The following is a 22,266-nucleotide window of genomic DNA, read 5'->3' on the forward strand; positions in this document are numbered from 1 at the left end:
TGCGCCGCTCCCCATCGTGTACCTCGGGGGCACAATCGTCACCTCTACCGCGGGGTAATCGGAGTGATTCCCCAGGGTTCCCCGGACGGGTGCGGCCAAATCGCAACGATACGCTCATGTGGTTCACCAGTTTCGTGAGGCCGTTCGGCCGAGGTGGACAACCGTCATCCACAGGGTGGGCAAATCCGGCAGAACGGTGTGGCATACATCACCGGCCTGCGGGGATCCTTGACTGAAGATGCGGTGAGACCGCCTGGAACGTCACCGTTTCGGCGGTCTCGGGGGCCGGGTACTTGCGCGATCCGCCCCGCCCGTGTGGACTACGGCCAACGCTTCGCGCACGCGCGAAGCAGCAGACAACTTCGTAAACATGATCAGGAGGCAATCCGTGAGCGCGACCGCGGACCACGCGGAGGAGCGGACCAACCCTGCCGCGAGGCTGGGTTTCCAGCCCGAGCAGGTGGTCCAGGAGATCGGCTTCGACGACGACGTCGACCAGGAGCTCCGCGAGTCCATTGAGGAAGTCATCGGCAGCGAGCTCGTCGACGAGGACTACGACGACGTCGCTGACGCGGTGGTGCTGTGGTTCCGCGAGGACGACGGCGATCTGACGGACGCGTTGGTAGACGCCAGCCAGCTGGTCGACGACGGTGCCCCTGTCTGGCTGCTGACCCCGAAGACCGGCCGCGACGGCTATGTCGAGCCGAGCGACATCAACGAAGCCGCGCAGACCGCGGGTCTCTCGCAGACCAAGAGCATCAACGCGGGCAAGGACTGGGCGGGCAGCCGCCTCGTCACGCCGAAGGCGGCCGCCAAGAAGCGCTAGCCGACGAAAGACCCCAGCAGACACTCCGTGCGGCCCCCGCCGACGCCATGACGCGTCGACGGGGGCCGCACGCTTGCGCCCGGCGACACGCGGGGCCCCACGCGGGAGCAGCGTCCTCGGCGCCTAGGCTGGGCCTCACCCGAACGGCTCCACGGAAGGAAAGCTTGACCATGACGATCGAGGTCGGCACGAAGGCTCCGGATTTCGAGCTCAAGACGCAGCACGGCGAGACCGTGCGGCTCTCGGACTTCCGGGGTGAGAAGAACGTGGTGCTGCTCTTCTACCCGTTCGCCTTCACCGGCGTCTGCACCGGCGAGCTGTGCGCCCTGCGTGACGAGCTGCCGAAGTTCGTCAACGACGACGTCCAGCTGCTCGCCGTATCGAACGACTCGCCGTTCAGCCTGCGTGTCTTCGCCGAGCAGGAAGGCCTCGAGTACCCGCTCCTGTCGGACTTCTGGCCGCACGGCGAGGCCTCGCGCGCGTACGGCGTCTTCGACGAGGAGAAGGGCTGCGCGGTGCGCGGCACCTTCATCATCGACAAGGAGGGCGTGGTCCGCTGGACCGTCGTCAACGGCCTGCCGGACGCCCGCGACCTCAACGAATACGTCAAGGCGATCGACACCCTCTGACCCCTCAGGGGTCACAGCGGTGTGTGTCGCGCATCTCTCGGGGATGTCCCGGGGATGACACCCTGGGATTCTTCGGGTGCGGAACCTGTGGCTGCCGGGAACCGGTCACTAGGATCCAGACGTTGATCCGATACCAACGCACGACGGGGCTCCCCGCCCCCGACACCAATGGGAGGACTCGTGGGAGTCAGCCTCAGCAAGGGCGGCAACGTATCGCTGACCAAGGAGGCTCCTGGCCTGACCGCGGTCATCATCGGCCTCGGGTGGGACGTCCGTACCACCACCGGTACGGACTTCGACCTTGACGCCAGCGCCATCCTGACGAACGCGGAGGGCAAGGTCAGCAGTGACGCCAACTTCGTGTTCTTCAACAACCTGAAGAGCCCGGACGGCTCGGTCGAGCACACCGGCGACAACACCACGGGTGAAGGCGAGGGTGACGACGAGCAGCTCAAGGTCAACCTCGCCGGCGTCCCGGCCGATGTGGACAAGATCGTGTTCCCGGTCTCCATCTACGACGCCGAGAACCGCCAGCAGTCGTTCGGCCAGGTGCGCAACGCGTTCATCCGCGTCGTGAACCAGGCGGGCGGGGCGGAGATCGCCCGGTACGACCTCTCCGAGGACGCCTCGACGGAGACCGCCATGGTCTTCGGCGAGCTGTACCGCAACGGCGCGGAGTGGAAGTTCCGCGCCATCGGCCAGGGCTACGCCTCGGGTCTGCGCGGCATCGCGCAGGACTTCGGCGTCAACGTCTGAGCCGAGCACGACCGCATGACCGTCCGGCGCCGCACGCGAGTGCGGCGCCGGACGCGCTCGACAACTCAAGCGACATCACACCGGGGAGGACCACGATCATGGGTGTCACGCTCGCCAAGGGGGGCAATGTCTCCCTCTCCAAGGCCGCACCGAACCTCACGCAGGTGCTGATCGGACTCGGCTGGGACGCGCGTTCCACCACCGGAGCCGACTTCGACCTCGACGCCAGCGCGCTGCTGTGCAAGGACGGCCGGGTGCTCGGCGACGAGTGGTTCATCTTCTACAACCAGCTCACCAGCCCGGACGGCTCCGTCGAGCACACCGGTGACAACCTCACCGGTGAGGGTGAGGGCGACGACGAGTCGATTCTGATCGACCTGTCCAAGGTGCCGGCGTTCTGCGACAAGATCGTCTTCCCGGTCTCGATCCATGACGCGGACAACCGAGGACAGACGTTCGGCCAGGTCAGCAACGCGTTCATTCGCGTGGTCAATCAGGCGGACGGTCAGGAACTCGCCCGCTACGACCTGAGCGAGGACGCGTCCACAGAGACCGCGATGATCTTCGGCGAGGTGTACCGGTACGGCGGCGAATGGAAGTTCCGCGCCGTCGGGCAGGGGTACGCGTCGGGCCTTCGAGGCATCGCTCTAGACTTCGGGGTCAATGTTTCGTAAAGCCGTGCGCGGAGCGGGGGAGCCCCGTCCTACCGGCGCGGGGGAGACCCGTACTCACTTGATGGGGTAGCCAGTGGTTTTGAAAACCTTCGGCTGGTCGTTCGCAATTACTGCGCTCGGCCTGGTCGCGGCGGTGTTCTACGACGGATGGACAGCATTCGGGGTCGTCGCGATCCTTGCCGTCCTCGAGATCTCGCTGTCCTTCGACAACGCGGTGGTCAACGCCGGAATCCTGAAGAAGATGAATGCCTTCTGGCAGAAGATCTTCCTCACGGTCGGTGTGCTGATCGCCGTCTTCGGCATGCGGCTGGTCTTCCCCGTCGTCATCGTCGCGATCAGCGCGAAGCTCGGTCCCATCGAGGCGGTGGACCTCGCGTTCAACCAGCCCGACCGTTACCAGCAGCTGGTCACGGACGCGCATCCCTCGATCGCCGCCTTCGGTGGCATGTTCCTGCTGATGATCTTCCTCGACTTCGTCTTCGAGGAGCGCGACATCCAGTGGCTGCGCTGGATCGAGCGGCCGCTGGCCAAGCTCGGCAAGGTCGACATGCTCTCGGTCTGTGTCGCCCTCATCGCGCTGCTGATCGCCTCGGTGACCGTCGCGACGCACGCCCACCAGCACGGCGGTGTGCACGTCGACAAGGCGGCGACCGTTCTGCTCTCCGGCGTCGCCGGCCTGATCACGTACTTGATCGTCGGCGGCCTCTCGGGCTTCTTCGAGAACCGTCTCGAGGAAGAGGAGGAGCGCGAGCACGAGGCTGAGGAAGAGGCCAAGCGGGCCGGCAAGAAGACCACGGCCGTCGTCCTGGCGGGCAAGGCCGCGTTCTTCATGTTCCTGTACCTCGAGGTCCTGGACGCGTCGTTCTCCTTCGACGGTGTCATCGGCGCCTTCGCCATCACCAACGACATCGTCCTGATGGCGCTCGGCCTCGGTATCGGCGCCATGTACGTCCGTTCGCTCACGGTCTACCTGGTCCGCCAGGGCACCCTGGACGACTACGTGTACCTGGAGCACGGCGCGCACTACGCGATCGGCGCCCTTGCCGTGATCCTTCTGGTCACGATCCAGTACGAGATCAACGAGGTCATCACCGGCCTCGTCGGCGTCGTCCTGATCGCCTGGTCGTTCCTCTCCTCCGTCCGCCGCAACAAGAAGCTCGCGGCCGCCGAGGGAAAAGCGACGGCCCCGGACGAGAAGACTGAGGTTTCGTCCGGGCTCTGATCCTGGAACGCTGTGAGCGGGGCGGTCTGCGAGGAGAACTCCTCACCGGCCGCCCCGTCGGCGTAACTGGACCATGAAACATGGGCACTTGGGGGCGAAATGTCCTTCTGGGACGGACTGTGGCGGGGGCGTGCGGCGGACTTCGAGTCGGGCAGCGCCGCATCGAACTCCATCGAACTCACCAAGCGGCACCCGGTCGTCTCGCTCACCAAGCAGGGGGCGGCCACCGGAAATCTGCGCATCAACCTGTCCTGGCGGATGCGGACCTCGGACATCGGCGGCCCCGAGCGCGAGAGCCTGCTGAGGCACCCGTTCAAGCTGTTCAAGCCCGATGTGGTGCAGGCCCATACGCAGAGCATGGTCAATGTGGACCTTGACCTCGGCTGTCTCTACGAGCTGACCGACGGGGAGAAGGGCGTGGTGCAGCCGCTCGGCAGCTTCTTCGGCGCGCTCAACGCGCCGCCGTACGTGAAGCTCAGCGGGGACGACCGGTTCGGATCGGCGTCGGGTGAGACGATCTACGTCAATCTCGATCACCGCGAGTCCATCAAGCGCCTGCTTGTCTTCGTCTACATCTACGACCAGACACCAGCGTTCGACCGTACGCACGCCCACGTCACGCTCTACCCGAGCAACGGACCACGCGTCGAGATCAGCCTCGACGAGCGCGCCCCGCAGGCTCGCTCCTGCGCCGTCGTCACGATCGAGAACGTCAAGGGCGAGCTGATCGTGCGACGCGAGGTGAAGTTCGTGTACGGGTTCCAGGCCGAGCTGGACCGGCTGTACGGGTGGGGACTTCAGTGGGGCCGGGGGTACAAGTCCAAGGTCGGGGAGCGCTAGGCCCGACCCGCGACCTCTGCCTCGCCGCCCTGTCCGGGCCCCTGTCTGGCCCTGGCCGACCCTGTCCGGCCCCGAAGCCGCCCGGGGCCGGTCGCGGACTCAGCGGGAGATGAACTGAGGGCCCTGCGGAGGCAGGGCGAAGTTCGGGTCGGGCAGCGGCTGCACCGGCTGCGGGTAGCCGTACGCGGGCTGCGTCGTCGGTACCGGCATGGCGAGCGGCGCGGGCTGCGTGGGCGCCGCCGGCGGATACCCGTACGACGGCTGGGAGACGGGCTGGGGTGCGCTCTCGGGGAGCGACGCGGCGAGGGGCTGCGGCGCCGGCGCCTGCGGATACCCGTAACCCGAACCCGACCCGGATCCCCAGCCCGACCCCGACCCCGACCCCGACGCCGATCCCGTGAACGAGGTGTCGGGGGCCGGGGGCGGGAACGACGGTTCGGCTGCCGGCATCGGGCCTGGCGGGGACGACGGAAGATCCGCCGCCGGCTCCGACTCGTCCACCGAGATGCCGAAGTCCGTGGCCAGACCGACCAGGCCGTTCGAGTAGCCCTCGCCCAGGGCCCGGAACTTCCAGCCCTCACCGCGCCGGTACAGCTCGCCGCAGATCAGTGCCGTCTCGGCGCCCGTCTCCGGCTTCACGTCGAAGTGGGCCAGGGGCTCGCCGTCGGCGGCCGCGGCGTCGTACAGGAGGATCCGCAGGGCGGGTACGCGGTCGAAGGGGACGTCGTCCGCCGAGGCCACGAGGAGGACGCGGCCGACCTCCGGGCCGAGGCCGGCCAGGTCCGACTGGATCGTGTCGGTGACTCCGTCGGTGACCCGCTTCTTGCCGAGCCGCCAGACCTTGCCCGAGGGGTGCCGGGGCTGGTTGTAGAAGACGAAGTCCTCGTCGGACCGTACGCGACCGTCAGGGCCGAGGAGCAGGGCCGAGGCGTCGACGTCGGGCACGCCCTGGCCGCCGGCCCAGCGCAGCACGGCGCGGACCGCCGTGGCTTCGAGAGGGACGTTCGACCCCTTCAGCATCGCGTGCGTCATGCGGTCATCCTGCCTTCCCTGTCCTGGCCAGGACAACGCGGGGGCACGAGATGGCGGGGCCGAGCGACATACTCGACATGGGTGGGTTACCTGAATTTCATGCACGATGGGAACCCTTGACATGGGTCCCTACGTACTATTACCGGCCACTTAAATTCGGGCCTGAGCGGCACGACGGGGGAATCTCATGCGTCATTTCGGGCATATCGCCCCTGAGGTGCGACAGCGCCTGTTCCACCGGGAGCCCGGTGACTTCACCGCGGACTCGTCGCCCCGCATGCTCGCGGCTGCCCTCGGGGCCACGCTCTACAGCCCGGCCACGCGGCCGCGCCTCGCCGACGACGTCCTCAAGCAGGCGGGCCGGGGCGTCGTCTCGATGGTGCTGTGCCTGGAGGACTCGATCGACGACGCCGAGGTCGCGGACGCCGAGGAGAACCTGGTCAGGCAGTTCACCGACCTCGCGGACCGGCCGGGCGCGCAGCCTCCGCTGCTGTTCATCCGCGTCCGCGCCGCCGGGCAGATCACCGACCTCGCGCGCCGCCTCGGCCCGGCCGTGCGGCTGCTGTCCGGATTCGTGCTGCCGAAATTCACCGAGGAGCGGGGTGCGTCGTTCCTGGAGGCGCTCTCCGCCGCGGAGGCGGCCACCGGGCGGCGCCTCTTCGCGATGCCCGTCCTGGAGTCGCCCGAGCTCCTGCATCTGGAGACGCGGGGTGACACCCTCGCCGGGATCGCCCGCACCGTCGACAAGTACCGCGACCGTGTCCTGGCTCTGCGCCTCGGCGTGACCGACTTCTGCTCCGCGTACGGGCTGCGCAGGCCGCCGGACATGACCGCGTACGACGTCCAGATCGTGGCCTCCGTGATCGGGGACGTGGTCAATCTGCTCGGCCGCGCCGACGGCACCGGATTCACCGTGACCGGCCCCGTCTGGGAGTATTTCCGGCATCAGGAGCGGATGTTCAAGCCGCAGCTGCGCCGCAGCCCCTTCCTGGAGGGCCGGGCCGTCGAGCTGCGTCAGGCGCTCATCGAGCACGACATGGACGGCCTGCTGCGCGAGATCGAGCTGGACCGGGCCAACGGCCTGCTCGGCAAGACCTGCATCCACCCCTCGCACGTGATGCCCGTGCACGCGCTGTCCGTGGTCAGTCACGAGGAGTACGGGGACGCCCAGGACATCCTGCGGCCCGAGCGGGGCGGTGGCGGGGTCCTCAGATCCGCTTACACGAACAAGATGAATGAAGTGAAGCCGCACCGGGCCTGGGCCGAGCGGACTCTCCAGCGGGCGGAGGTCTTCGGCGTCGCCCATGAGGATGTCGGCTTCGTGGAGCTGCTCAACGCCGGCCTGCCCGCGTGACGAGCGCGCGAGTCATGATGAAAGCAATGAAAAGGGGCGAAGTGGTCTGGTCGGGGACATGGGTCGCACAGCGGCTCGGAGTCGAGCTCGTCGGTGACGAGGAGATATCCGGGATGCTGGGCCTCGCCCTGCGCCGCAATCCCAAACGGGCCCATCTGCTCGTGTCGAACGTCCTGGGCAAGCACGTGCCGCAGTCGCCGGACGTGGTCTGGCGCGCCGGGCACGACCTCGGTCTGCGGGTGCGCGAGCTGCTCGGCGACGACGCGGCGCGGCGGGCCGTCGTGCTCGGATACGCCGAGACGGCGACGGGCCTCGGGCACTCCGTGGCCGACGGCCTGGGCCTCGCGCCCTATCTGCACTCGACGCGGCGCCCCGTCGACGGGGTGGCGCGCGCGGGCGGCTTCGAGGAGTCCCACTCGCACGCCACCTCGCATCTGCTGTTGCCCGAGGACCCCCGCCTCCTCGCGGGCGACGGGGCGCTCGTCCTCGTGGACGACGAGTTCTCCACGGGCAATACGGTCCTGAACACGATCCGCGCCCTGCACGAGCGCTACCCGCGCGAGCACTACGTCATCGTCGCCCTCGTCGACATGCGCTCGCCCGACGACCGGGACCGCCTGGCCGACTTCGCCGATGAGATCGGCGCCCGCGTCGACCTGGTCGCGTCCGCCTCCGGCACCGTCAAGCTCCCCGACGACGTCCTCGCCAAGGGCCAGGCCCTGGTCGCCCGCCACGAGTCCCTCGCCGGGGCCCCGACGGCGCGCACAGAGCCGCGCAGCGAGCCTGGCAGCGTGACGCGTGTGGACCTCGGCTGGCCCGCGTCCGTGCCCGACGGGGGCCGGCACGGCTTCACGCCGGAGCACCGCGCGGCGCTCGAAGCGGCGCTGCCCGCCATGGCCGCCCGCCTCGCCGCCCCCCTGGGGAACGCCCGCCGCGTACTCGTCCTCGGCTTCGAGGAGCTGATGTACGCGCCGCTCGCCCTGGCCCGCGAGGTCGAGAAGGGCACGCAGGCGCAGGTGCGCTACTCCACCACGACGCGTTCGCCGGTCCTCGCCGTCGACGACCCCGGCTACGCGATCCGCACCCGTCTCGTCTTCCCCGCCCACGACGACCCGGACGACGGGCCGGGCGAGCGGTACGCGTACAACGTCGCGGGCGGTGACTTCGACGCGATCGTCGCCGTCGTCGACTCCACCGCGGACACACCTCAACTGCACGCCCCCGACGGCCTGCTGGCGCGCCTCGCCGAACACGCCCCGCGCGTGCTGCTCGCCGTCGTGCCCTCGTACGTCCCTGACAGGGCTGTCCCTGACAGGGACGTCCCCGGAAGGGCTGCCTCCGAGGGGGCCACCCCCGTAAAGGCCGTCCCCGAAAGGCGCCTCGTGTCCCCCACGCTCCCCGAGCCCCTGCGCGGCCCCGCCTTCTCCTCGTACGCGCCCGACGAGGTCGGCTGGCTGCTCCAGGACCTCTCGGACGTCGAGCTGGAGGCACCGACCGAGGAGCGCGAGGAGGCGATACAGGGCGGTGGCGCGCACTACGCCGAGTCGCTGCCCGTCGAGTACCAGCCGAGCGCCGAGTACCAGGCGCTGTTCCAGTCCGCCCTGGAGGTGTCCGCCGCGCGGATCGCGCAGGCCGTCGGCGTCGTGACCGAGACCGTGCTCGCGGAGCGGTCCCCGCGCCCCGTACTCGTCTCGCTCGCGCGCGCCGGGACGCCCGTCGGTGTGCTGATGCGCCGGTGGGCGCAGGCGCGGCGCGGCCTCGACCTGCCGCACTACGCCGTCTCGATCGTGCGCGGCCGCGGCATCGACGCGAACGCGCTGCGCTGGCTCGCCGCCCACCACGACCCGGCCGACGTCGTCTTCGTCGACGGCTGGACCGGCAAGGGCGCGATCACCCGCGAACTGGCCGACGCGCTCAAGGCCCATCAGCAAAATGAGGGAGGCCCCGGCTTCGACCCCGAGATCGCGGTACTCGCCGACCCGGGTTCCTGCGTGCGCACCTACGGCACCCGTGAGGACTTCCTCATCCCGTCCGCGTGCCTCAACTCGACGGTCTCCGGTCTGATATCGCGTACGGTGCTGCGTGCCGACCTCGTCGGGCCGAACGACTTCCACGGCGGAAAGTTCTACCGCGAGCTCGCCGGGGCGGACGTCTCCACGCACTTCCTCGACACGATCGAGGCCCGCTTCGACGAGGTCGCCGACGCCGTGGACGCCCAGGTCAAGGAGATGCTCTCCGCCGACCGCGCGCCCACCTGGGAGGGCTGGGCGGCCGTCGAGCGGATCAGCGAGGAGTACGAGATCCACGACGTGAACCTCGTGAAGCCCGGCGTCGGCGAGACGACCCGCGTGCTGCTGCGCCGCGTCCCGTGGAAGATACTCGCCCGCACGGGCGCCGGCGCGGACCTCGACCACGTACGCCTGCTGGCCGAGCAGCGCGGGGTGCCCGTCGAGGAGGTCGCCGAACTCCCTTACACCTGCGTCGGGTTGATCCACCCGAAGTACACGCGGGGCGCCACCGGTGCGGACGGCAAGGCGGTGGGCGCGAAGTGAGCGCGACGCCCGTCACCCTGGTCGCCAGCGACCTCGACCGCACCCTGATCTACTCCGCCGCGGCCCTCGGCCTGACCATGCCCGACGCCCAGGCGCCACGCCTGCTGTGCGTCGAGGTCTACGAGGGCAAGCCCCTCTCCTACGTCACCGAGGACGCGGCCGCGCTGCTCGTCGAACTCGGCCGCAGCGCACTCTTCGTCCCGACGACGACCCGCACCCGGGAGCAGTACGGACGCATCCATCTCCCGGGCCCCGCACCGCAGTTCGCGATCTGCGCCAACGGCGGTCACCTGCTGGTGGACGGGGTGTCCGACCCGGACTGGCGTGCCGCTGTGGACGAACGGCTCGCCGCCGAGTGCGCGCCGCTCGACGAGGTGCGGGCGCATCTGGTGCGGACGGCCGACCCGGCGTGGCTCCTGAAGGAGCGCGTCGCCGAGGACCTCTTCGCGTATCTCGTGGTCGAGCGGTCCCTGCTCCCGGAGGGCTGGGTCAAGGAACTCGCCGTGTGGGCGGAGAGCCGCGGCTGGACGGTCTCCCTCCAGGGCCGCAAGATCTACGCCGTCCCGAAGCCGCTCACCAAGAGTGCGGCCATGCGTGAGGTGGCCCGCCGCTCGGGCGCCGACCGCACGCTGGCGGCCGGCGACTCCCTGCTGGACGCGGACCTGCTCCTCGCGGCCGACCACGCCTGGCGCCCCGGCCACGGCGAGCTCGCGGACGTGGGCTGGACGGCGCGGCACGTCACGGCCCTGGAGGACCGGGGTGTCGCGGCGGGCGAGACGATCCTGCGGGAGCTGATCGGGCAGGTCCGCAATCCCCGCCCGTCCCCGTAGGGGCCATCGCACGCCGTACGGGTCAGGCCCCACCGTCATGTACGGGTCGGGCCGCACCCGTATGCACGGGGCAGGCCCTCATGCGCTCGCCCTGCGCGCATTCACCTGCCGGAGGTCACCCGCAGCAGCCGCCGCCGCAGCAGCCCCCGCCTCCGCCGCCCGCGGGGCGGGCCGGGGCGGAGCTCGATGCGGTGCCGCCCACGGCGACCGTCGACAGCAGCTTCACCGTGTCGTCGTGGCCCGCGGGGCAGTCCGCGGGGGCCGAGGACTCGGCCATGGGGCGGCTCAGTTCGAACGTGTCGCCGCAGGTCCGGCAGCGGTACTCGTAGCGTGGCATGGGCACAGATTAGCGGCCGCGCCCGGCGGACGTCAGCGCACGACCGTCCCCCGGCCCGCCCCGAGCAGCCCGAGTTCCGCCCGTGTGGGGGCTCCCTCCCAGTCGCCTGGCTGCGCGACGGCGAAGGCGCCCGTCGTCACGGCCCGGTCGAGGCGCGCGGCGACGTCCTCGCCGTCGAGGAGCGCGGAGAGATAGCCGGCGACGAAGGCGTCACCGGCTCCGACGGCGTCCACCGCGCGCACCGGCCGGGCCGGGACACGTAGCTCACCGTCGGCCGAGTGGGCGACCGCCCCGTCGGCGCCGAGCTTGACGACGACCTCGCGCACCCCGAGATCGAGCAGGGCCTTGACCGCGTCCGGCCCGGGCGGCGCGCACAGCGGCAGCTCGTCGTCGGAGGCGATGAGGACGTCCACGTACGGGATCCAGTCGCGCAGTTCGGCGGTGGCGTCCTCCGAACTCCACAGCCGGGAACGATAGTTGGCGTCCAGGCTGACCGGAACGCCGTGCTCGCGGGCGAGCCGCAGGGCGCGTCGGCACGCGTCGCGCGCGGAGGTGCCGAGCGCGGGCGTGATCCCCGTCAGATGCAGGACGCGGGGCGGCGGACCGGCCGCGAAGGCCCGCTCGACGCGGTCGGCGTCGAGCCGCGAACCCGCAGAGCCCGCACGGTAGTACTGGACCCGCGTCACCTCGGGCAGCCGCGGCTCGAACAGGATCAGGCCCGTAGGGGCGCCGGTGTCACGGGTGGCGCAGGACGTGTCGACGCCCTCGGCGCGCAGCGTGCGCAGGACCAGTTCGCCCGCCTCGTCGGCGCCGACCGCGCCCGCCCAGCGGACGCTGTGGCCGAGCCGGGTGAGCCCGATCGCGACGTTCGACTCGGCGCCGGCGACGGACAGGTCCATCGAGCCGCCCAGCTTGAACGGACCGTGGCCGCGCAGCGCGACCATGGTCTCGCCGAAGGTGAGCACGTCGACGGGGGAGTCGGCGGGGGACGTGATGGGGGAGGCGGCCGGGAAGGGGCTCGGCCCCGGAGTCGGTCCCGGCGCCGTCATCCGCACACCGCCTTGAACTCGGCCGCCCGCTTGCGCAGCTGACCCAGATCCCCGCCGTCCGCCGCGTCGCCGATGAGCGGCGAGCCGACCCCGACCGCGATGGCGCCACTCTCCAGATAGGCGGTCGCCGCCGCCGCGTCGACCCCGCCCACCGGCACGAACGGAGTCCGGGGGAACGGTCCCCGCAGCGCCTTCAGATACGACGGGCCGCCCATCGCCGACGCCGGGAAGATCTTCAGGGCCGTCGCCCCGGACGCCTCGGCCGCGATGACGTCGGTCGGGGTGAGCACCCCGGCGAGCACGGGCAGGCCCTGTCGCAGGGACTCGTCGACCCCGGGGCCGAGCCCTGGCGTCACGATGAGGTTCGCCCCGGCCGCGGCCGCTTCGCGGGCGTCCTCGGCGGTCAGGACCGTGCCCGCGCCCAGCCAGACGTCGTCGCCGAGCTCGTCCCGCGCCCTGCGGATCACCATGAGGGCGTCACGGCCACTGAGCGACACCTCCACCAGTGGGATCCCGGCCTCGGCCAGGGCCATGACCGTACGGAACGACGCGTCGGGATCGCTTCCCCGGACGATCGCCACGAGGCGATCGGTGCGCAGTGCGGTAGTGAAGTCCATGGTGCTCTTCCTCGGTTCCTTTCAAGGGGTGTTCGGGGCGTTCAAGGGCGTTTTATACAGGTTGGGCACTCGGCTCGGGTCACCATTCGGCGAACGAGCCGTCCTCGTACCGCCACACGGGGTTGCGCCAGGCGTGCCCCTTGGCGTCGGCGGCGCGTACGGCCGCCTCGTCGATGTCCACGCCGAGGCCGGGCCGTTCGGTGCGCAGCAGCGATCCCCCGACGAAGCGGAACGGCTCGCGGTCGGCGACGTAGTCGAGGAGTTCGGCGTCCTTGTTGTAGTGGATGCCGATCGACTGCTCCTGAATCAGGAAGTTCGGTGTGGTGAAGGCGACTTGGAGGCTCGCGGCGAGGGCCACGGGGCCGAGCGGGCAGTGCGGCGCGATGTGGGCCCCGTACATCTCGGCGAGCGCGGCGATGCGGCGCAGCTCGGAGATGCCGCCCGCGTGCGAGATGTCGGGCTGCACCACGGCGACGCCGGCCTCGAGCGGGGCGAGGAACTCCCGTCGGGTGAAGAGCCGTTCACCGAGCGCGATCGGGATGTTGGAGGCGTTCACCAGGTCGGGGACGGCGTGCATGTGCTCGGAGAGGACGGGCTCCTCGACGAACAGGGGCGCGTACTCGGCGAGCAGCGGGAGCAGCCGGCGGGCGTTCGCGGGGGAGACGCGGCCGTGGAAGTCGAGCGCGAAGTCCCTTTCGTCGCCGAGGACTTCACGGGCCGTCTCCGCGCGCAACAGGCACGCGCGGACCTCCTCGCGCGTGGCGAGCGGCGTCATGCGCCCGACGGCGTTCATCTTCACCGCCGTGAACCCGGCCTCGGCCTGGGCGCTCACGGCGTCCCTGACCTCGCTCGGCTCATCACCGCCCACCCAGGCGTACGCGCGGATCCGCTCGCGCACCGGCCCGCCGAGCAACTGGTGCACCGGCTGCCCGTACGCCTTGCCCTTGATGTCCCACAGCGCCTGGTCGAGCCCGGCGACGGCGGACGACAGGACCGGCCCGCCGCGGTAGAAGCCGCCCTTGGTCATGACCTGCCAGTGGTCCTCGATGCGCAGCGGGTCCTGGCCGACCAGGTGTTCGGCGAGGACCTCGACGGCGGCCCGCACCGGCTCCGCGCGCCCCTCGACGACGGGCTCACCCCAGCCGACGACTCCTTCGTCGGTCTCCACCCGGACGAACATCCAGCGGGGCGGGGCGAGGAAGGTCTCGATGCGGGCGATCTTCACGTACGGGTTCCTCTCGGGGTGTTACGGAGGTGGGGGCAGGGCCGGTGTCAGGGGTGTCCGCGCCGGGACAGTTCGATCACGTCGAGCATCGCCGCGAAGGCGCCGTCCTGGTCCCGCGCGCGCACGCGTTCGGCGACCCGGGCGTGGGTGGGCAGCGGGTGCTCGTGCCGTCCGGCGTGCACGAGCCGGTCCCGTACGACGAGCGCCGGAATGATGACCCGCCGCATCTGCGCGAAGAAGGGGTTGCCGGAGGCGGTGAGGAGCGCCGTATGGAAGGACGCGTCGGCGCGCACGGCGAGAACGGGGTCGCCTTCGGTCATGACGGCGTCGGTCATGACGGACGTCTGCTCGGCGGCGGCCATCGCGCTCAGCGCGGCGTCGAGGGCGGCGAGATCCGCGTCCGTGCGATGCAGCGCGGCGAGCGCGGCCGCGGCGGGCTCGACAGCGCGGCGGAGTTCAAGGAGATCGGCGAAGAAGGCGCCGGGGGCGCCGGAGTCGATCGTCCAGCGCAGTACGTCGCTGTCGAGGAGGTTCCAGTCGTCACGCGGGCGTACGAAGGTCCCCCGCTTCTGCCGGGCGTCGAGCAGGCCCTTGGTGGTCAGCACCTTGATCGCCTCGCGCAGCACGGTCTGGCTGACGTCCAGTTCGGCCATGAGTCCCGGCAGGTCGAGGAGGTCCCCCTCCGCGTACGTCCCGTCGAAGATCCGCCGTGCGAGCGCTTCCACGGCGATCCGGTGGACGCCGCGTCCGGTGTACGAGACCCCCGGCGTACCGCCGAGGGCCGGGCCGTCCGTGCGCGGGCTGCCCGTGTCCTTGCGCGTCATGGGGGCAGCCTCGCACGTGATCCGGTTATTTATCAATTATTCTCGGCGGCCCGGGCCATCGGTGATCTTTGTGATTCCGCCGGCGCCGGAGAACTCGGTGGCCCGGGCGGCTCTGGTGACCTCGGGGGTGGGGCGCGGCTGCCGGGCGGCGTGGGCGCGGTCCTCGCGGGCGGCGGCTTCCGGGTGGCGCGCACGCCAGTACGGGTTGTCGTGCGGCAGCGTCCCGCTGACGCGGCCGTACATCCCGAAGGCCATGAGCATCACGCCGACCACGAAGCTGAACAGCACGTTCTGGATCTGGAACGCGAGGAAGTTGTAGTCGGTCTGGAGCAGGGCGAGGTTCACGAAGCCGCTGAGGATGAACAGGATCCCGAAGGTCATGTTGATCGTCGAGGCGACGTTCCGGCCGATGAGCATGCCCGCGAACAGGATCAGACCGACGAAGATCGACAGGACACTGAGGGCGCCGTTGGTGTTCAGGCCGGCGACCTTGTCACCGCCGGTGTCGAAGAACCCGATGTGATCGATGAGCCCCAGAACGCCGAAGGCGACCAGCACGAGCCCCATCAGGCCGGCGCCTATCCGGTAGACCTTGCTGAGCCCATGGTCGACGGGCAGATGATCGTCGAGGACGACGCGCTGGTGCCGGAACCGTGATGGGCGGATCCCGGGTACATGCGTGGCCATGAACGCCTCCCTTGCACGTACGTAACACAAGGATCCGCCCGTAGCCCTGAGGGCGCCAGCAGGGATGGCTCGGGGTCGGGCAAGGGGCGGGCGGCTCTGAAGGGGCGGCTCTGGAGGAGTCGGCTCAGGAGAAACAGCTCACGAGCGGCTCAGGACGGGCAGCCCCGGCGAGAGGACCGCTCAGGAGTGGGCCCCCCGCTCCTCCCTGATCTGGGCGACGACGCGGGCGACCGTCTGCCGGACGGCCTCCGTCTCCGTGAGGAAGTGCCAGTAATCGGGGTGGTGCCCCTCAAGAGCGGCGACGGCGCGGTCGAGGCGGCCCACGGAGTCGTCGAGGGGGCGGGCGTGCCGCGGCTCGGGCGTGCTGCGCCCCGACATGGCGAGTCGCTGGGCGTCCCGGATGGCGAACCGGGTCCGGTCGATCTCCTGCTGCGGATCCTTCGCCACGGCGTTCAGCCGCTGCAGCCGGTCGGACGCGGCGGACACGTCCTCGTCCGTCGTGTTCAGCAGGGCCCGGACCGTCGACAGGCGCGACGTCGCGTCCGGCCACCGCTGCTCGTCCCGCGCCGCACGCGCCTCGCCGAGCTTCAGCTCCGCCTGCCGTACGTTCTCCGCGGCGCGCTCCGGCACATGCTGGAGGTCCTGCCAGCAGGGGGCCGTGAACCGTCTGCGCAGCTCGCTCAGGATGGGCTCGACCTGCCCGGCCCGCGTGGTCAGGGCCTGCGCGCGCGTGCGCAGCGACACGAGGCGGCGGTCGATCTCGGCGGCGCGCTCCGGCAGCCGCTGGGCCTCGGCCCGCACGGCCTCGGCATCCCGGGCGACCCGCTCGGCGCGCTCCAGGGTCTCCGGCACGCCGTGCCGGCCCGCGCCCTGGTTGAGCCGGGTGAGCTCGGGCCCGAGGGCGGCGAGGCGGGCGGCGAGATCGTCGGCCTTGAGCCCGGCGCCGCGCACCGCGTCCAGGGAGTTGCTCGCCGCGAGGAGCGCCTGCCGCGCCCGCTCGACGGCGGGGGCCAGTCGAGCCAGCTGCGTCTCGGCCTTCCCGAGCAACGGCCCGAGGCCCTGCGAGAACCGGTCGAGGTCGAGCTTCACCTTGGTCAGCTCGTCCTTGGCGCGGCTCAGCTCGGCGCGCGCCCGCGTGGCGACCGACGCCTCCAGGTCGTCCCGGTCGAGGTCGTGGGCGTCCACGGCGGTGATGTACTGCAGGCTGGCCTCGTCGATCCGCCGGCCGAGAGACTCGAAGTCGGAAACGGTGCGGCGCGCGGCGGGCGAGTCGTCGACGGCCGTGATGGTCTCGATGGAGATCCGCAGATCGCGCTGGGCGGTGTCGAGTTCGTAGAACGCGGCCGCGGCGGCGTCCTTGGCGGCCTGCGCCTCAGCCCGCTGGCTCTCCCCACGCCCGAACCAGCGCCGGGTACCGCCCCCGGCGAACGCGGCCGGCGCCGCAGCGACGGCTACGGCGATGAGCGGCAGCGGAAGCAGGACGAGCCCGAGCAGATCGCGAAGCGCGGCGCGCGGTCGCATGGACGACGCATACGGCCGCATCGGTGGTGTCGCCGTCACTACCCTCTCCCGTGCTGCCCTCGCCCGTGCACTCATCCGCCCTGCCCGCTGTCATTCTCCCACCGGTTAATGACGAACACACGGGCCGGATAGTTCGCTCTGGGCCCTGGGACTTTGCCGGACGATACGGGTTTGCGAGGTACCACCACGGGCAAGGTAGGCTGTCGAATCATCCCGGGCGCGTAGCTCAGTGGTAGAGCGCTGCCCTTACAAGGCAGATGTCGGCGGTTCGAAACCGTCCGCGCCCACCAGTCTCGGGACACGAGCAAGGCCCAGGTCAACCGGTATGAATCCGGGAACCTGGGCCTTAGTCTTTCTCGGCGACTATTCGGCCCCGTGCCACCTACGTGCCAGATGGGCCGTGCGGAGGCCGCTTCACCTTCCTGATCTGACCGTCCACGTAGCCGGCGATCACGTGAGCGCGGCCGTTGACGAGGTGCTGATGGATCAGCGCTGCCCGCACGGACGAGTGCCCCATGCGGTGCATCAACTCGCGGGTGGAGGCGCCGCCCGTCGCGGCGAGGGTGTTGCCGGTGTGCCGGAGATCGTGGAAGTGGACGTCACCCAGGCCGGTCGCGGCGAGCGCGCGGAGCCAGATCCGCCGGAAGTTGTTCCGGCGCAGGACACCACCGCGCGCCCCGACGAAGACGAGCCCGGTTCGGCCGGCATCGGCGTACTCGGCCAGGTGATGCGCCAACTCCTCGGCGAGGGAGGCCGGGAAGGCGACGGCAGCCGTGGACACGGCGTCATCTGAGGGCGCCCGGCCCGTGCCGCGCGCTCGCCGCCTCGGCTGTGAAAATCACTGTCCGATTGTCGGAACACGGTGATAGAGAGTCCGTGTGACAACGACACTTACGTTCCCCGCTCTGTTGCGACTGATCGACGAACGGTCGAGCGCCTTCCGCGCTGCGGTCGCCTCCGCGCCCAGCCTCGACGTACAGGTGCCGACCTGCCCCGAGTGGACGCTGTTCGATCTGGCGCAGCACATCGGCGAGGGGCGCCGCGCCTGGGCCGCCACCGTCGCCGCAGGGCCTGCTCCGGCCAAGTCCGTACCAGAGGGCGCCCCGGCTGCGCCTCGGGAGCGCGAGGCCGTGCCGGCCTGGTTGGCCGCGTCGACGCAGGAGTTGCTGGACGCACTGCGGGAGGCCGGCCCGGATCGCGGTTGCTGGACGTGGTGGGGTGCGTCCCAGTCGCCCGAGACCTGTGGCGCCGTCGCCCGGCACCAGCTCCAGCAGATGGCGGTGCACACCTACGACGCCCAGGTCACTGTGGGTGCCCCGGAGCCGCTGCCGGATGAGGTGGCACTCGACGGTGTCGAGGAGTTCCTGTTCACCTGTGTCGCAACGCCGAGTGCCTGGCCGCACAAGCCCACTGCCTTCGACTTCCACGCCACCGAGGGCTACTCCTGGCGCCTCACGGTCGACGGCGACGGCGCACGCTCCACCCGTATCTCCGCGCCCGGCACGACGCCTGTCGCCGCTGCCGACGAGGGCCCGGACGCGGCCGGCGTCTCCGTTCGCGGCACGGCCAGTGAGCTGGTTCTTTTCGTGTACGACCGTATCCCGGCGGACTCCCTGCAGATCGAGGGAGACCTAGGTTTGTTCGACCTGCTCCGCGCGTGGGAGCCGGAGGAGTAGGACGGGTGCTGTAGAGCGGCGAAGGAAGCCTTGCCAGGACTGCATGCGGCGTCTGACACCAGCGGCTGACACCAACAAGCACGAACCGCAGCGGTCAGCGCCGGACCTCAGTGAACGATCGGCCAAGGCGCAAGGGCCGTTGGCCGACGTTGACAGACCCCCGTGATCGACCTGGTGGGGATGCGGGCCGACCTTAGAGCCTGTGTGCGACCGTGCCCCGTACGTGCCCGATGAGCCGGGAACTCACGGGGACTCACGGCAGTCAACAGGCAACGTGCACGACGAAGGCCCCTGACCGATGTTGCTGGTCAGGGACCCTCTATCTGCGCAGTGGGTGTGGGATTTGAACCCACGGCGACTCGCGCCACGACGGTTTTCAAGACTCCTCGGCGAGAGTTCGCGTTCTACAGACCGGTGAGGCGCTACCGGTGCCGCAGGAACGGCAGATGACCGAGGAGGGTTCGCACCCCACTCCTGCGCTGCTCTGTGCCACCTGTGAACAGGAGCACCGAGGCCTCCACGGCGAACACCGGAGCGCCGAGCAGGGCGAGGAAGACGAGTACGCCGGTTATCCAGATTCCCACTCCAGTGAAGGCTCTGGTGAACATGGCGATAGTCGCTGAGCCGGTCAGAGACCAGACCGAACGCGCAAGGTCGCGATTCGTAGGAGGACTCCCACGGCGTTACCCACGTCCCGGCCGCTGCATCTAGACGCAACGAATAGGACGCGGGTCCCGAGGGACCTTGACCGCTTACAGAGGGCGACGTGGGCACCCGACGGTGACAGGCGTACGCGACTTGCCCGAGAGAGCGAGTCCACCGACGGCATGGCGTAGGCATGGCGTTTCACCCACAGCCATCACTCGCGACGGCATGCACACGCCAGAGCGCTTCCTTGTTCTCCTTGGGCGCCTCGCCAGGCTTATGTACCGGAGGCAAGACACTCCAGGACGAGTTGGCCACCGATCGCGTGCGCCCTTGCAAGGCAGATGTCGGCGGGTTCGAAACCGTCCGCGCCCAACTGGGAAAAGGCCCCCGGCCGTTCACGGCTGGGGGCCTTTGACATCCGGGGCTGACATCGACGCCCAGGGTCACTCACGATCGAACCGCCTCCCGAGCAGCCGATCCATGGTTTTCCACAGGGCGGACGATGTCTGATGCGGTAGTTAGTTCACCTCACCTGAGTCGGCTCAGTAGCCGCCGTAGCCGCCCACCACGACAATGGCTATGCCGCCGTAGCCGTACCCGTTGTCGTAGCCGTACCCGTTGTCGTAGCCGTATCCGTACCCGTTGTCGTACCCGTATCCGTACCCGCTGTCGTAGCCGTAGCCGTACCCGCCGCAGTCATCCCACCAGCCGCACCGGTTGTGGGAGGGGCTGGCCGCGGAGGTCGCGTGGGCAGGGGCCGCCGAAGCCGCCCCTGCGGCACCAACGGCGGCGCCACCAGCCAGCATCATGCCGGCGGCGGCTACAGCGAAGGAACGCTTGATATGAGGTGCTCGCATGAGTCTCTACCTTTCCTTCCGCCACCGAAGATCGAAGGCGGGTGGGCACAGCGCATGCAAGACATGCGGTGTGATTCGCAGAGGTCACAGCTCGAAGCGGGCGCACGTCTCGCCGCTCGTCGGTTCCGGTCCTTCCGGAATCTTGCTGCCCGCGGCGTGCCCCGGTTGCGACTCTCACATACATCACGTTAGTAGCACATACCCTCCCCAGCACGTCGGGCGGAAGGCTGCTCAATTCCGCAGGTCAGCGGTCTGCGGTCAGGCCCGAGCCGTGATGTCTCCCCGCACGCCGACCCTCTTCGACGGTGACGCCCCGGAGCCCGCACCACCCGCATGGAGTATGGGCGGCCAGTCGCCCTGTGCGGTGGAGACGGGCCGACCGACCGGATGAGCTGTCGGAGGTCTGCCCCATGCCGGAGCTGTCCCGCTGACATCCGGCGTCGACATCAACGACCAGGGACAACCACAGCGTTCGGCGGTCGCGAACGGCCCGAGTGCGCGCGGGTGGAGCGCGGCAGGGAGCCGGTGGATCGCACACGTGCAAGCCGGATGCCGGCGGCTCGCAACCGTCCGCGCCCATCTGGCGGGACCCTGAAGAAGGAGCCCCGCACCGCAGTCAGGGGCCGGGTCAGCAGGGCTCGTTGAACTTCACCGCGTTGAACTTCATCGGTTGGCCGTCGAGTTCGGTGCCCGGTGTCGGGTTCTGGGTGCAGACCTGCCAGTTGGACTCCATGAACACGATGCGGTTCTGTCCGGTCGCGTCGTTCACGGTGATGCTGTAGCCGCTGCCGAGGGCCTCGCGGGCCGCCTTCACCGGCTTGCCCTTGAAGTCGGGCATCGTGGCCCCAGCCGCCCGCGGCGTGCCCGCGTCCTTCGACGGGCATTCCTCCTCCAGCTTGACCGCGGCGAAGTCGATCTTGGTGTCCGTGGTGTGTTTCCCGGCCGCCGGGCTCTGCGAGCACACCTTCCAGTTGCGGTCGAACGCCTGCATGCGGCCCCGGCCGAGGGTGTCGTGGGACGTGAGTCCGTAGAAACCCGCGGCCTGTGCCTGGTCCTGGGCGTACTGGAGGCCCTTGCCGGTCATGTTCGGCAGGTTCGCCGTCTCGGTGGCGGTGACCCTGCCCGGGGTGGCGGTCGTGGCCGGGGTGGGCGTTCCGGGCGTGGTCCGAGGTGCTGCCGGTTTGTCGCTGACCGTCGAAGCTCCGCAGCCCGTGAGCGCGAGAAGTGCGGTGCCGGCGAGTGCGGCGACGGTCGTGCGCGTGCCCATGTCGTAGTCCCCCTGGGGTGGTGCGTGTACAGAAAGGGCATTATGCGTCATGTGAAGAGAACGTGAAGGAGTCCTCCGTTATGTGAGCCCAGGGGGGAGTGGAATGTCCGTGCGGGGTGGGCGCACTGTCGGCGCACGGCGTACTCGACGTCGTAACTTCCGTCACTCCGTGGCAGTTTCACGCAGCCTTCACGTGCATGGACGTAGGCTTCACGTTATGGCCACGACTTCCGAACCCGCGACCGTGCGGCCTGCCGCCGAGGTGAACGAGCAGATACGTGCCCTTTGGCTGCGAGCCGGGGGGCGGTTGAGCGCGGAAGAGCGGGTGGAGTACGACGCGCTCGTGGTGGAGTGGGCCGCCGCCATGCGTGACGCCGCTTGAGCGTCACCCCGTTTGTGTGCCGCCCCGTCCGAGGGGGTCGGCCGGGTTCGGTTACTCCGGGGTGGGGATGTCCGCCTCGTGGGCCCGCTTGAGGCGCATGCGGGCGTCCACGGTGTCCGGGCCCGATATGTCCCTCCAGTAGCGATGGCACGTCACGAAGACCGCCAGCTCGCGCTCCCGCTGGCGGAGCTTTTCGACCTCGGCCTGCTCGTCCGGGGTCCAGCCGGGGGATGCGGGGCGCTCACGCTTGCGCCAGCCATGGTCGTCGCTGAACCCGTCGAGAGGGTCCACCGACCAGGGAAGCCGCTTCAGGAGGGTCAGGAGCTCCGCCCTGACCTGGTGCAGCTCCTCCTGGCCCGCCAGGAGGTCACTCGGGAAGTCATAGGTCGCTGCCACGCGGCAATGCTACGCCTGTTCGATTTCTTGATGCGAGCGATGAGGGGCGCGTTCAGTCGTACGTG

General features: G+C 70.0%; 24 protein-coding genes and 1 tRNA gene. 12 read left to right on the forward strand and 13 right to left on the reverse strand.

The genetic code is table 11. The features are described from left to right. Nucleotides 1-388 precede the first annotated feature (388 nt). From OHO83_RS30420 to OHO83_RS30445, 6 genes are all read left to right on the forward strand, one after another. Nucleotides 389-826, forward strand: a complete 438-nt coding sequence (locus OHO83_RS30420) for a DUF3052 domain-containing protein (RefSeq protein WP_100591937.1) — start codon at nucleotides 389-391, stop codon at nucleotides 824-826. Nucleotides 827-996: 170 nt separating this feature from the next. Continuing rightward, the gene (locus OHO83_RS30425; protein WP_100591938.1) at nucleotides 997-1,455 is read left to right on the forward strand and encodes a peroxiredoxin; all 459 of its coding nucleotides are present in this window, start codon (nucleotides 997-999) and stop codon (nucleotides 1,453-1,455) included. A gap of 180 nt (nucleotides 1,456-1,635) precedes the next feature. Continuing rightward, complete coding sequence (locus tag OHO83_RS30430) at nucleotides 1,636-2,211, forward strand: TerD family protein (RefSeq protein ID WP_116502287.1); 576 nt, start codon at nucleotides 1,636-1,638, stop codon at nucleotides 2,209-2,211. 98 nt (nucleotides 2,212-2,309) lie between these two features. Continuing rightward, nucleotides 2,310-2,885: a TerD family protein gene (locus OHO83_RS30435; RefSeq protein WP_100591940.1), complete on the forward strand. Its 576-nt coding sequence runs from the start codon at nucleotides 2,310-2,312 to the stop codon at nucleotides 2,883-2,885. A gap of 73 nt (nucleotides 2,886-2,958) precedes the next feature. Then, complete coding sequence (locus OHO83_RS30440; protein ID WP_330280021.1) at nucleotides 2,959-4,107, forward strand: DUF475 domain-containing protein; 1,149 nt, start codon at nucleotides 2,959-2,961, stop codon at nucleotides 4,105-4,107. A gap of 99 nt (nucleotides 4,108-4,206) precedes the next feature. Continuing rightward, on the forward strand, nucleotides 4,207-4,947 hold the full coding sequence (locus OHO83_RS30445) for a TerD family protein (protein WP_100591942.1): 741 nt from the start codon (nucleotides 4,207-4,209) through the stop codon (nucleotides 4,945-4,947). 99 nt (nucleotides 4,948-5,046) lie between these two features. Here OHO83_RS30445 and OHO83_RS30450 read toward each other — a convergent pair whose 3' ends face one another. Then, nucleotides 5,047-5,979, reverse strand: coding sequence for a TerD family protein (locus tag OHO83_RS30450; RefSeq protein WP_330280022.1), 933 nt, complete (start codon nucleotides 5,977-5,979; stop codon nucleotides 5,047-5,049). A gap of 187 nt (nucleotides 5,980-6,166) precedes the next feature. On the opposite strand from OHO83_RS30450, the gene OHO83_RS30455 reads away from it, so the two are divergent. The 3 genes from OHO83_RS30455 (at nucleotide 6,167) to OHO83_RS30465 (ending at nucleotide 10,715) form a co-directional block, all read left to right on the forward strand. Further along, complete coding sequence (locus tag OHO83_RS30455) at nucleotides 6,167-7,333, forward strand: HpcH/HpaI aldolase/citrate lyase family protein (protein WP_266670167.1); 1,167 nt, start codon at nucleotides 6,167-6,169, stop codon at nucleotides 7,331-7,333. A 26-nt stretch (nucleotides 7,334-7,359) separates the two neighbouring features. Next, a complete protein-coding gene (locus OHO83_RS30460; protein ID WP_266670165.1) occupies nucleotides 7,360-9,885 on the forward strand; it encodes a phosphoribosyltransferase in 2,526 nt (841 codons plus the stop codon). 77 nt (nucleotides 9,886-9,962) lie between these two features. Then, nucleotides 9,963-10,715, forward strand: a complete 753-nt coding sequence (locus tag OHO83_RS30465) for an HAD family hydrolase (RefSeq protein WP_389567543.1) — start codon at nucleotides 9,963-9,965, stop codon at nucleotides 10,713-10,715. Nucleotides 10,716-10,830: 115 nt separating this feature from the next. On the opposite strand, the gene OHO83_RS30470 is transcribed toward OHO83_RS30465, so the two are convergent. The 7 genes from OHO83_RS30470 to OHO83_RS30500 all read right to left on the reverse strand — a co-directional run bounded on the left by OHO83_RS30470 (nucleotide 10,831) and on the right by OHO83_RS30500 (nucleotide 16,975). Beyond that, nucleotides 10,831-11,052, reverse strand: a complete 222-nt coding sequence (locus OHO83_RS30470; protein ID WP_266670161.1) for an FmdB family zinc ribbon protein — start codon at nucleotides 11,050-11,052, stop codon at nucleotides 10,831-10,833. Between the two features lie 32 nt (nucleotides 11,053-11,084). Further along, entirely contained in the window at nucleotides 11,085-12,101 is a 1,017-nt protein-coding gene (locus tag OHO83_RS30475; protein WP_266670159.1) for a sugar kinase, read from the reverse strand. Then, a complete protein-coding gene (locus OHO83_RS30480; protein WP_266670157.1) occupies nucleotides 12,098-12,718 on the reverse strand; it encodes a bifunctional 4-hydroxy-2-oxoglutarate aldolase/2-dehydro-3-deoxy-phosphogluconate aldolase in 621 nt (206 codons plus the stop codon). The genes OHO83_RS30475 and OHO83_RS30480 overlap by 4 nt, the downstream gene beginning before the upstream one ends. Before the next feature lie 79 nt (nucleotides 12,719-12,797). Beyond that, nucleotides 12,798-13,943: a galactonate dehydratase gene (gene dgoD, locus OHO83_RS30485; RefSeq protein ID WP_266670155.1), complete on the reverse strand. Its 1,146-nt coding sequence runs from the start codon at nucleotides 13,941-13,943 to the stop codon at nucleotides 12,798-12,800. A 47-nt stretch (nucleotides 13,944-13,990) separates the two neighbouring features. Beyond that, a complete protein-coding gene (locus tag OHO83_RS30490; RefSeq protein ID WP_329435415.1) occupies nucleotides 13,991-14,767 on the reverse strand; it encodes a FadR/GntR family transcriptional regulator in 777 nt (258 codons plus the stop codon). A gap of 36 nt (nucleotides 14,768-14,803) precedes the next feature. Further along, nucleotides 14,804-15,454 (reverse strand): DUF4383 domain-containing protein, encoded by a 651-nt coding sequence (locus OHO83_RS30495; RefSeq protein ID WP_266670152.1) that lies wholly within the window; start codon nucleotides 15,452-15,454, stop codon nucleotides 14,804-14,806. 180 nt (nucleotides 15,455-15,634) lie between these two features. After that, entirely contained in the window at nucleotides 15,635-16,975 is a 1,341-nt protein-coding gene (locus tag OHO83_RS30500) for a hypothetical protein (RefSeq protein WP_266670150.1), read from the reverse strand. 215 nt (nucleotides 16,976-17,190) lie between these two features. Here OHO83_RS30500 and OHO83_RS30505 point away from each other — a divergent pair. After that, nucleotides 17,191-17,265: transfer RNA gene (locus OHO83_RS30505), tRNA-Val, on the forward strand. Nucleotides 17,266-17,357: 92 nt separating this feature from the next. Here the strand turns inward: OHO83_RS30505 and OHO83_RS30510 are convergent. Next, nucleotides 17,358-17,756, reverse strand: coding sequence for a tyrosine-type recombinase/integrase (locus OHO83_RS30510; protein WP_330280023.1), 399 nt, complete (start codon nucleotides 17,754-17,756; stop codon nucleotides 17,358-17,360). A 97-nt stretch (nucleotides 17,757-17,853) separates the two neighbouring features. Between OHO83_RS30510 and OHO83_RS30515 the strand changes: the two genes are divergently transcribed. Further along, the gene (locus OHO83_RS30515; protein ID WP_330280024.1) at nucleotides 17,854-18,651 is read left to right on the forward strand and encodes a maleylpyruvate isomerase family mycothiol-dependent enzyme; all 798 of its coding nucleotides are present in this window, start codon (nucleotides 17,854-17,856) and stop codon (nucleotides 18,649-18,651) included. Nucleotides 18,652-19,073: 422 nt separating this feature from the next. Here the strand turns inward: OHO83_RS30515 and OHO83_RS30520 are convergent, their stop codons facing one another. From OHO83_RS30520 to OHO83_RS30530, 3 genes are all read right to left on the reverse strand, one after another. Further along, complete coding sequence (locus OHO83_RS30520; protein WP_266670108.1) at nucleotides 19,074-19,235, reverse strand: hypothetical protein; 162 nt, start codon at nucleotides 19,233-19,235, stop codon at nucleotides 19,074-19,076. Between the two features lie 606 nt (nucleotides 19,236-19,841). Next, nucleotides 19,842-20,156 carry a hypothetical protein gene (locus OHO83_RS30525; protein WP_330280025.1) on the reverse strand — a complete coding sequence of 105 codons (315 nt, stop codon included), beginning with the start codon at nucleotides 20,154-20,156 and terminating at the stop codon, nucleotides 19,842-19,844. Between the two features lie 628 nt (nucleotides 20,157-20,784). Beyond that, on the reverse strand, nucleotides 20,785-21,423 hold the full coding sequence (locus tag OHO83_RS30530) for a hypothetical protein (protein WP_330280026.1): 639 nt from the start codon (nucleotides 21,421-21,423) through the stop codon (nucleotides 20,785-20,787). 217 nt (nucleotides 21,424-21,640) lie between these two features. On the opposite strand from OHO83_RS30530, the gene OHO83_RS30535 reads away from it, so the two are divergent. Further along, nucleotides 21,641-21,805 carry a hypothetical protein gene (locus OHO83_RS30535; protein WP_266670102.1) on the forward strand — a complete coding sequence of 55 codons (165 nt, stop codon included), beginning with the start codon at nucleotides 21,641-21,643 and terminating at the stop codon, nucleotides 21,803-21,805. A 51-nt stretch (nucleotides 21,806-21,856) separates the two neighbouring features. Here OHO83_RS30535 and OHO83_RS30540 read toward each other — a convergent pair whose 3' ends face one another. Continuing rightward, entirely contained in the window at nucleotides 21,857-22,201 is a 345-nt protein-coding gene (locus tag OHO83_RS30540; RefSeq protein ID WP_266670100.1) for a hypothetical protein, read from the reverse strand. Between the last annotated feature and the right edge of the window lie 65 nt (nucleotides 22,202-22,266).

The sequence above is a fragment of the Streptomyces sp. NBC_00569 genome (assembly GCF_036345255.1).
Lineage (GTDB): Bacteria > Actinomycetota > Actinomycetes > Streptomycetales > Streptomycetaceae > Streptomyces.

Coding starts and splice junctions, on each gene's coding strand:
- OHO83_RS30450 (WP_330280022.1), bottom strand. CDS start 5,979: ATGACGCACGCGATGCTGAAGGGGTCGAACGTCCCTCTCGAAGCCACG.
- OHO83_RS30435 (WP_100591940.1), top strand. CDS start 2,310: ATGGGTGTCACGCTCGCCAAGGGGGGCAATGTCTCCCTCTCCAAGGCC.
- OHO83_RS30535 (WP_266670102.1), top strand. CDS start 21,641: ATGGCCACGACTTCCGAACCCGCGACCGTGCGGCCTGCCGCCGAGGTG.
- OHO83_RS30425 (WP_100591938.1), top strand. CDS start 997: ATGACGATCGAGGTCGGCACGAAGGCTCCGGATTTCGAGCTCAAGACG.
- OHO83_RS30500 (WP_266670150.1), bottom strand. CDS start 16,975: ATGCGACCGCGCGCCGCGCTTCGCGATCTGCTCGGGCTCGTCCTGCTT.
- OHO83_RS30480 (WP_266670157.1), bottom strand. CDS start 12,718: ATGGACTTCACTACCGCACTGCGCACCGATCGCCTCGTGGCGATCGTC.
- OHO83_RS30490 (WP_329435415.1), bottom strand. CDS start 14,767: ATGACGCGCAAGGACACGGGCAGCCCGCGCACGGACGGCCCGGCCCTC.
- OHO83_RS30445 (WP_100591942.1), top strand. CDS start 4,207: ATGTCCTTCTGGGACGGACTGTGGCGGGGGCGTGCGGCGGACTTCGAG.
- OHO83_RS30470 (WP_266670161.1), bottom strand. CDS start 11,052: ATGCCACGCTACGAGTACCGCTGCCGGACCTGCGGCGACACGTTCGAA.
- OHO83_RS30495 (WP_266670152.1), bottom strand. CDS start 15,454: ATGGCCACGCATGTACCCGGGATCCGCCCATCACGGTTCCGGCACCAG.
- OHO83_RS30525 (WP_330280025.1), bottom strand. CDS start 20,156: ATGCGAGCACCTCATATCAAGCGTTCCTTCGCTGTAGCCGCCGCCGGC.
- OHO83_RS30475 (WP_266670159.1), bottom strand. CDS start 12,101: ATGACGGCGCCGGGACCGACTCCGGGGCCGAGCCCCTTCCCGGCCGCC.
- OHO83_RS30455 (WP_266670167.1), top strand. CDS start 6,167: ATGCGTCATTTCGGGCATATCGCCCCTGAGGTGCGACAGCGCCTGTTC.
- OHO83_RS30465 (WP_389567543.1), top strand. CDS start 9,963: ATGCCCGACGCCCAGGCGCCACGCCTGCTGTGCGTCGAGGTCTACGAG.
- OHO83_RS30530 (WP_330280026.1), bottom strand. CDS start 21,423: ATGGGCACGCGCACGACCGTCGCCGCACTCGCCGGCACCGCACTTCTC.
- OHO83_RS30460 (WP_266670165.1), top strand. CDS start 7,360: ATGAAAAGGGGCGAAGTGGTCTGGTCGGGGACATGGGTCGCACAGCGG.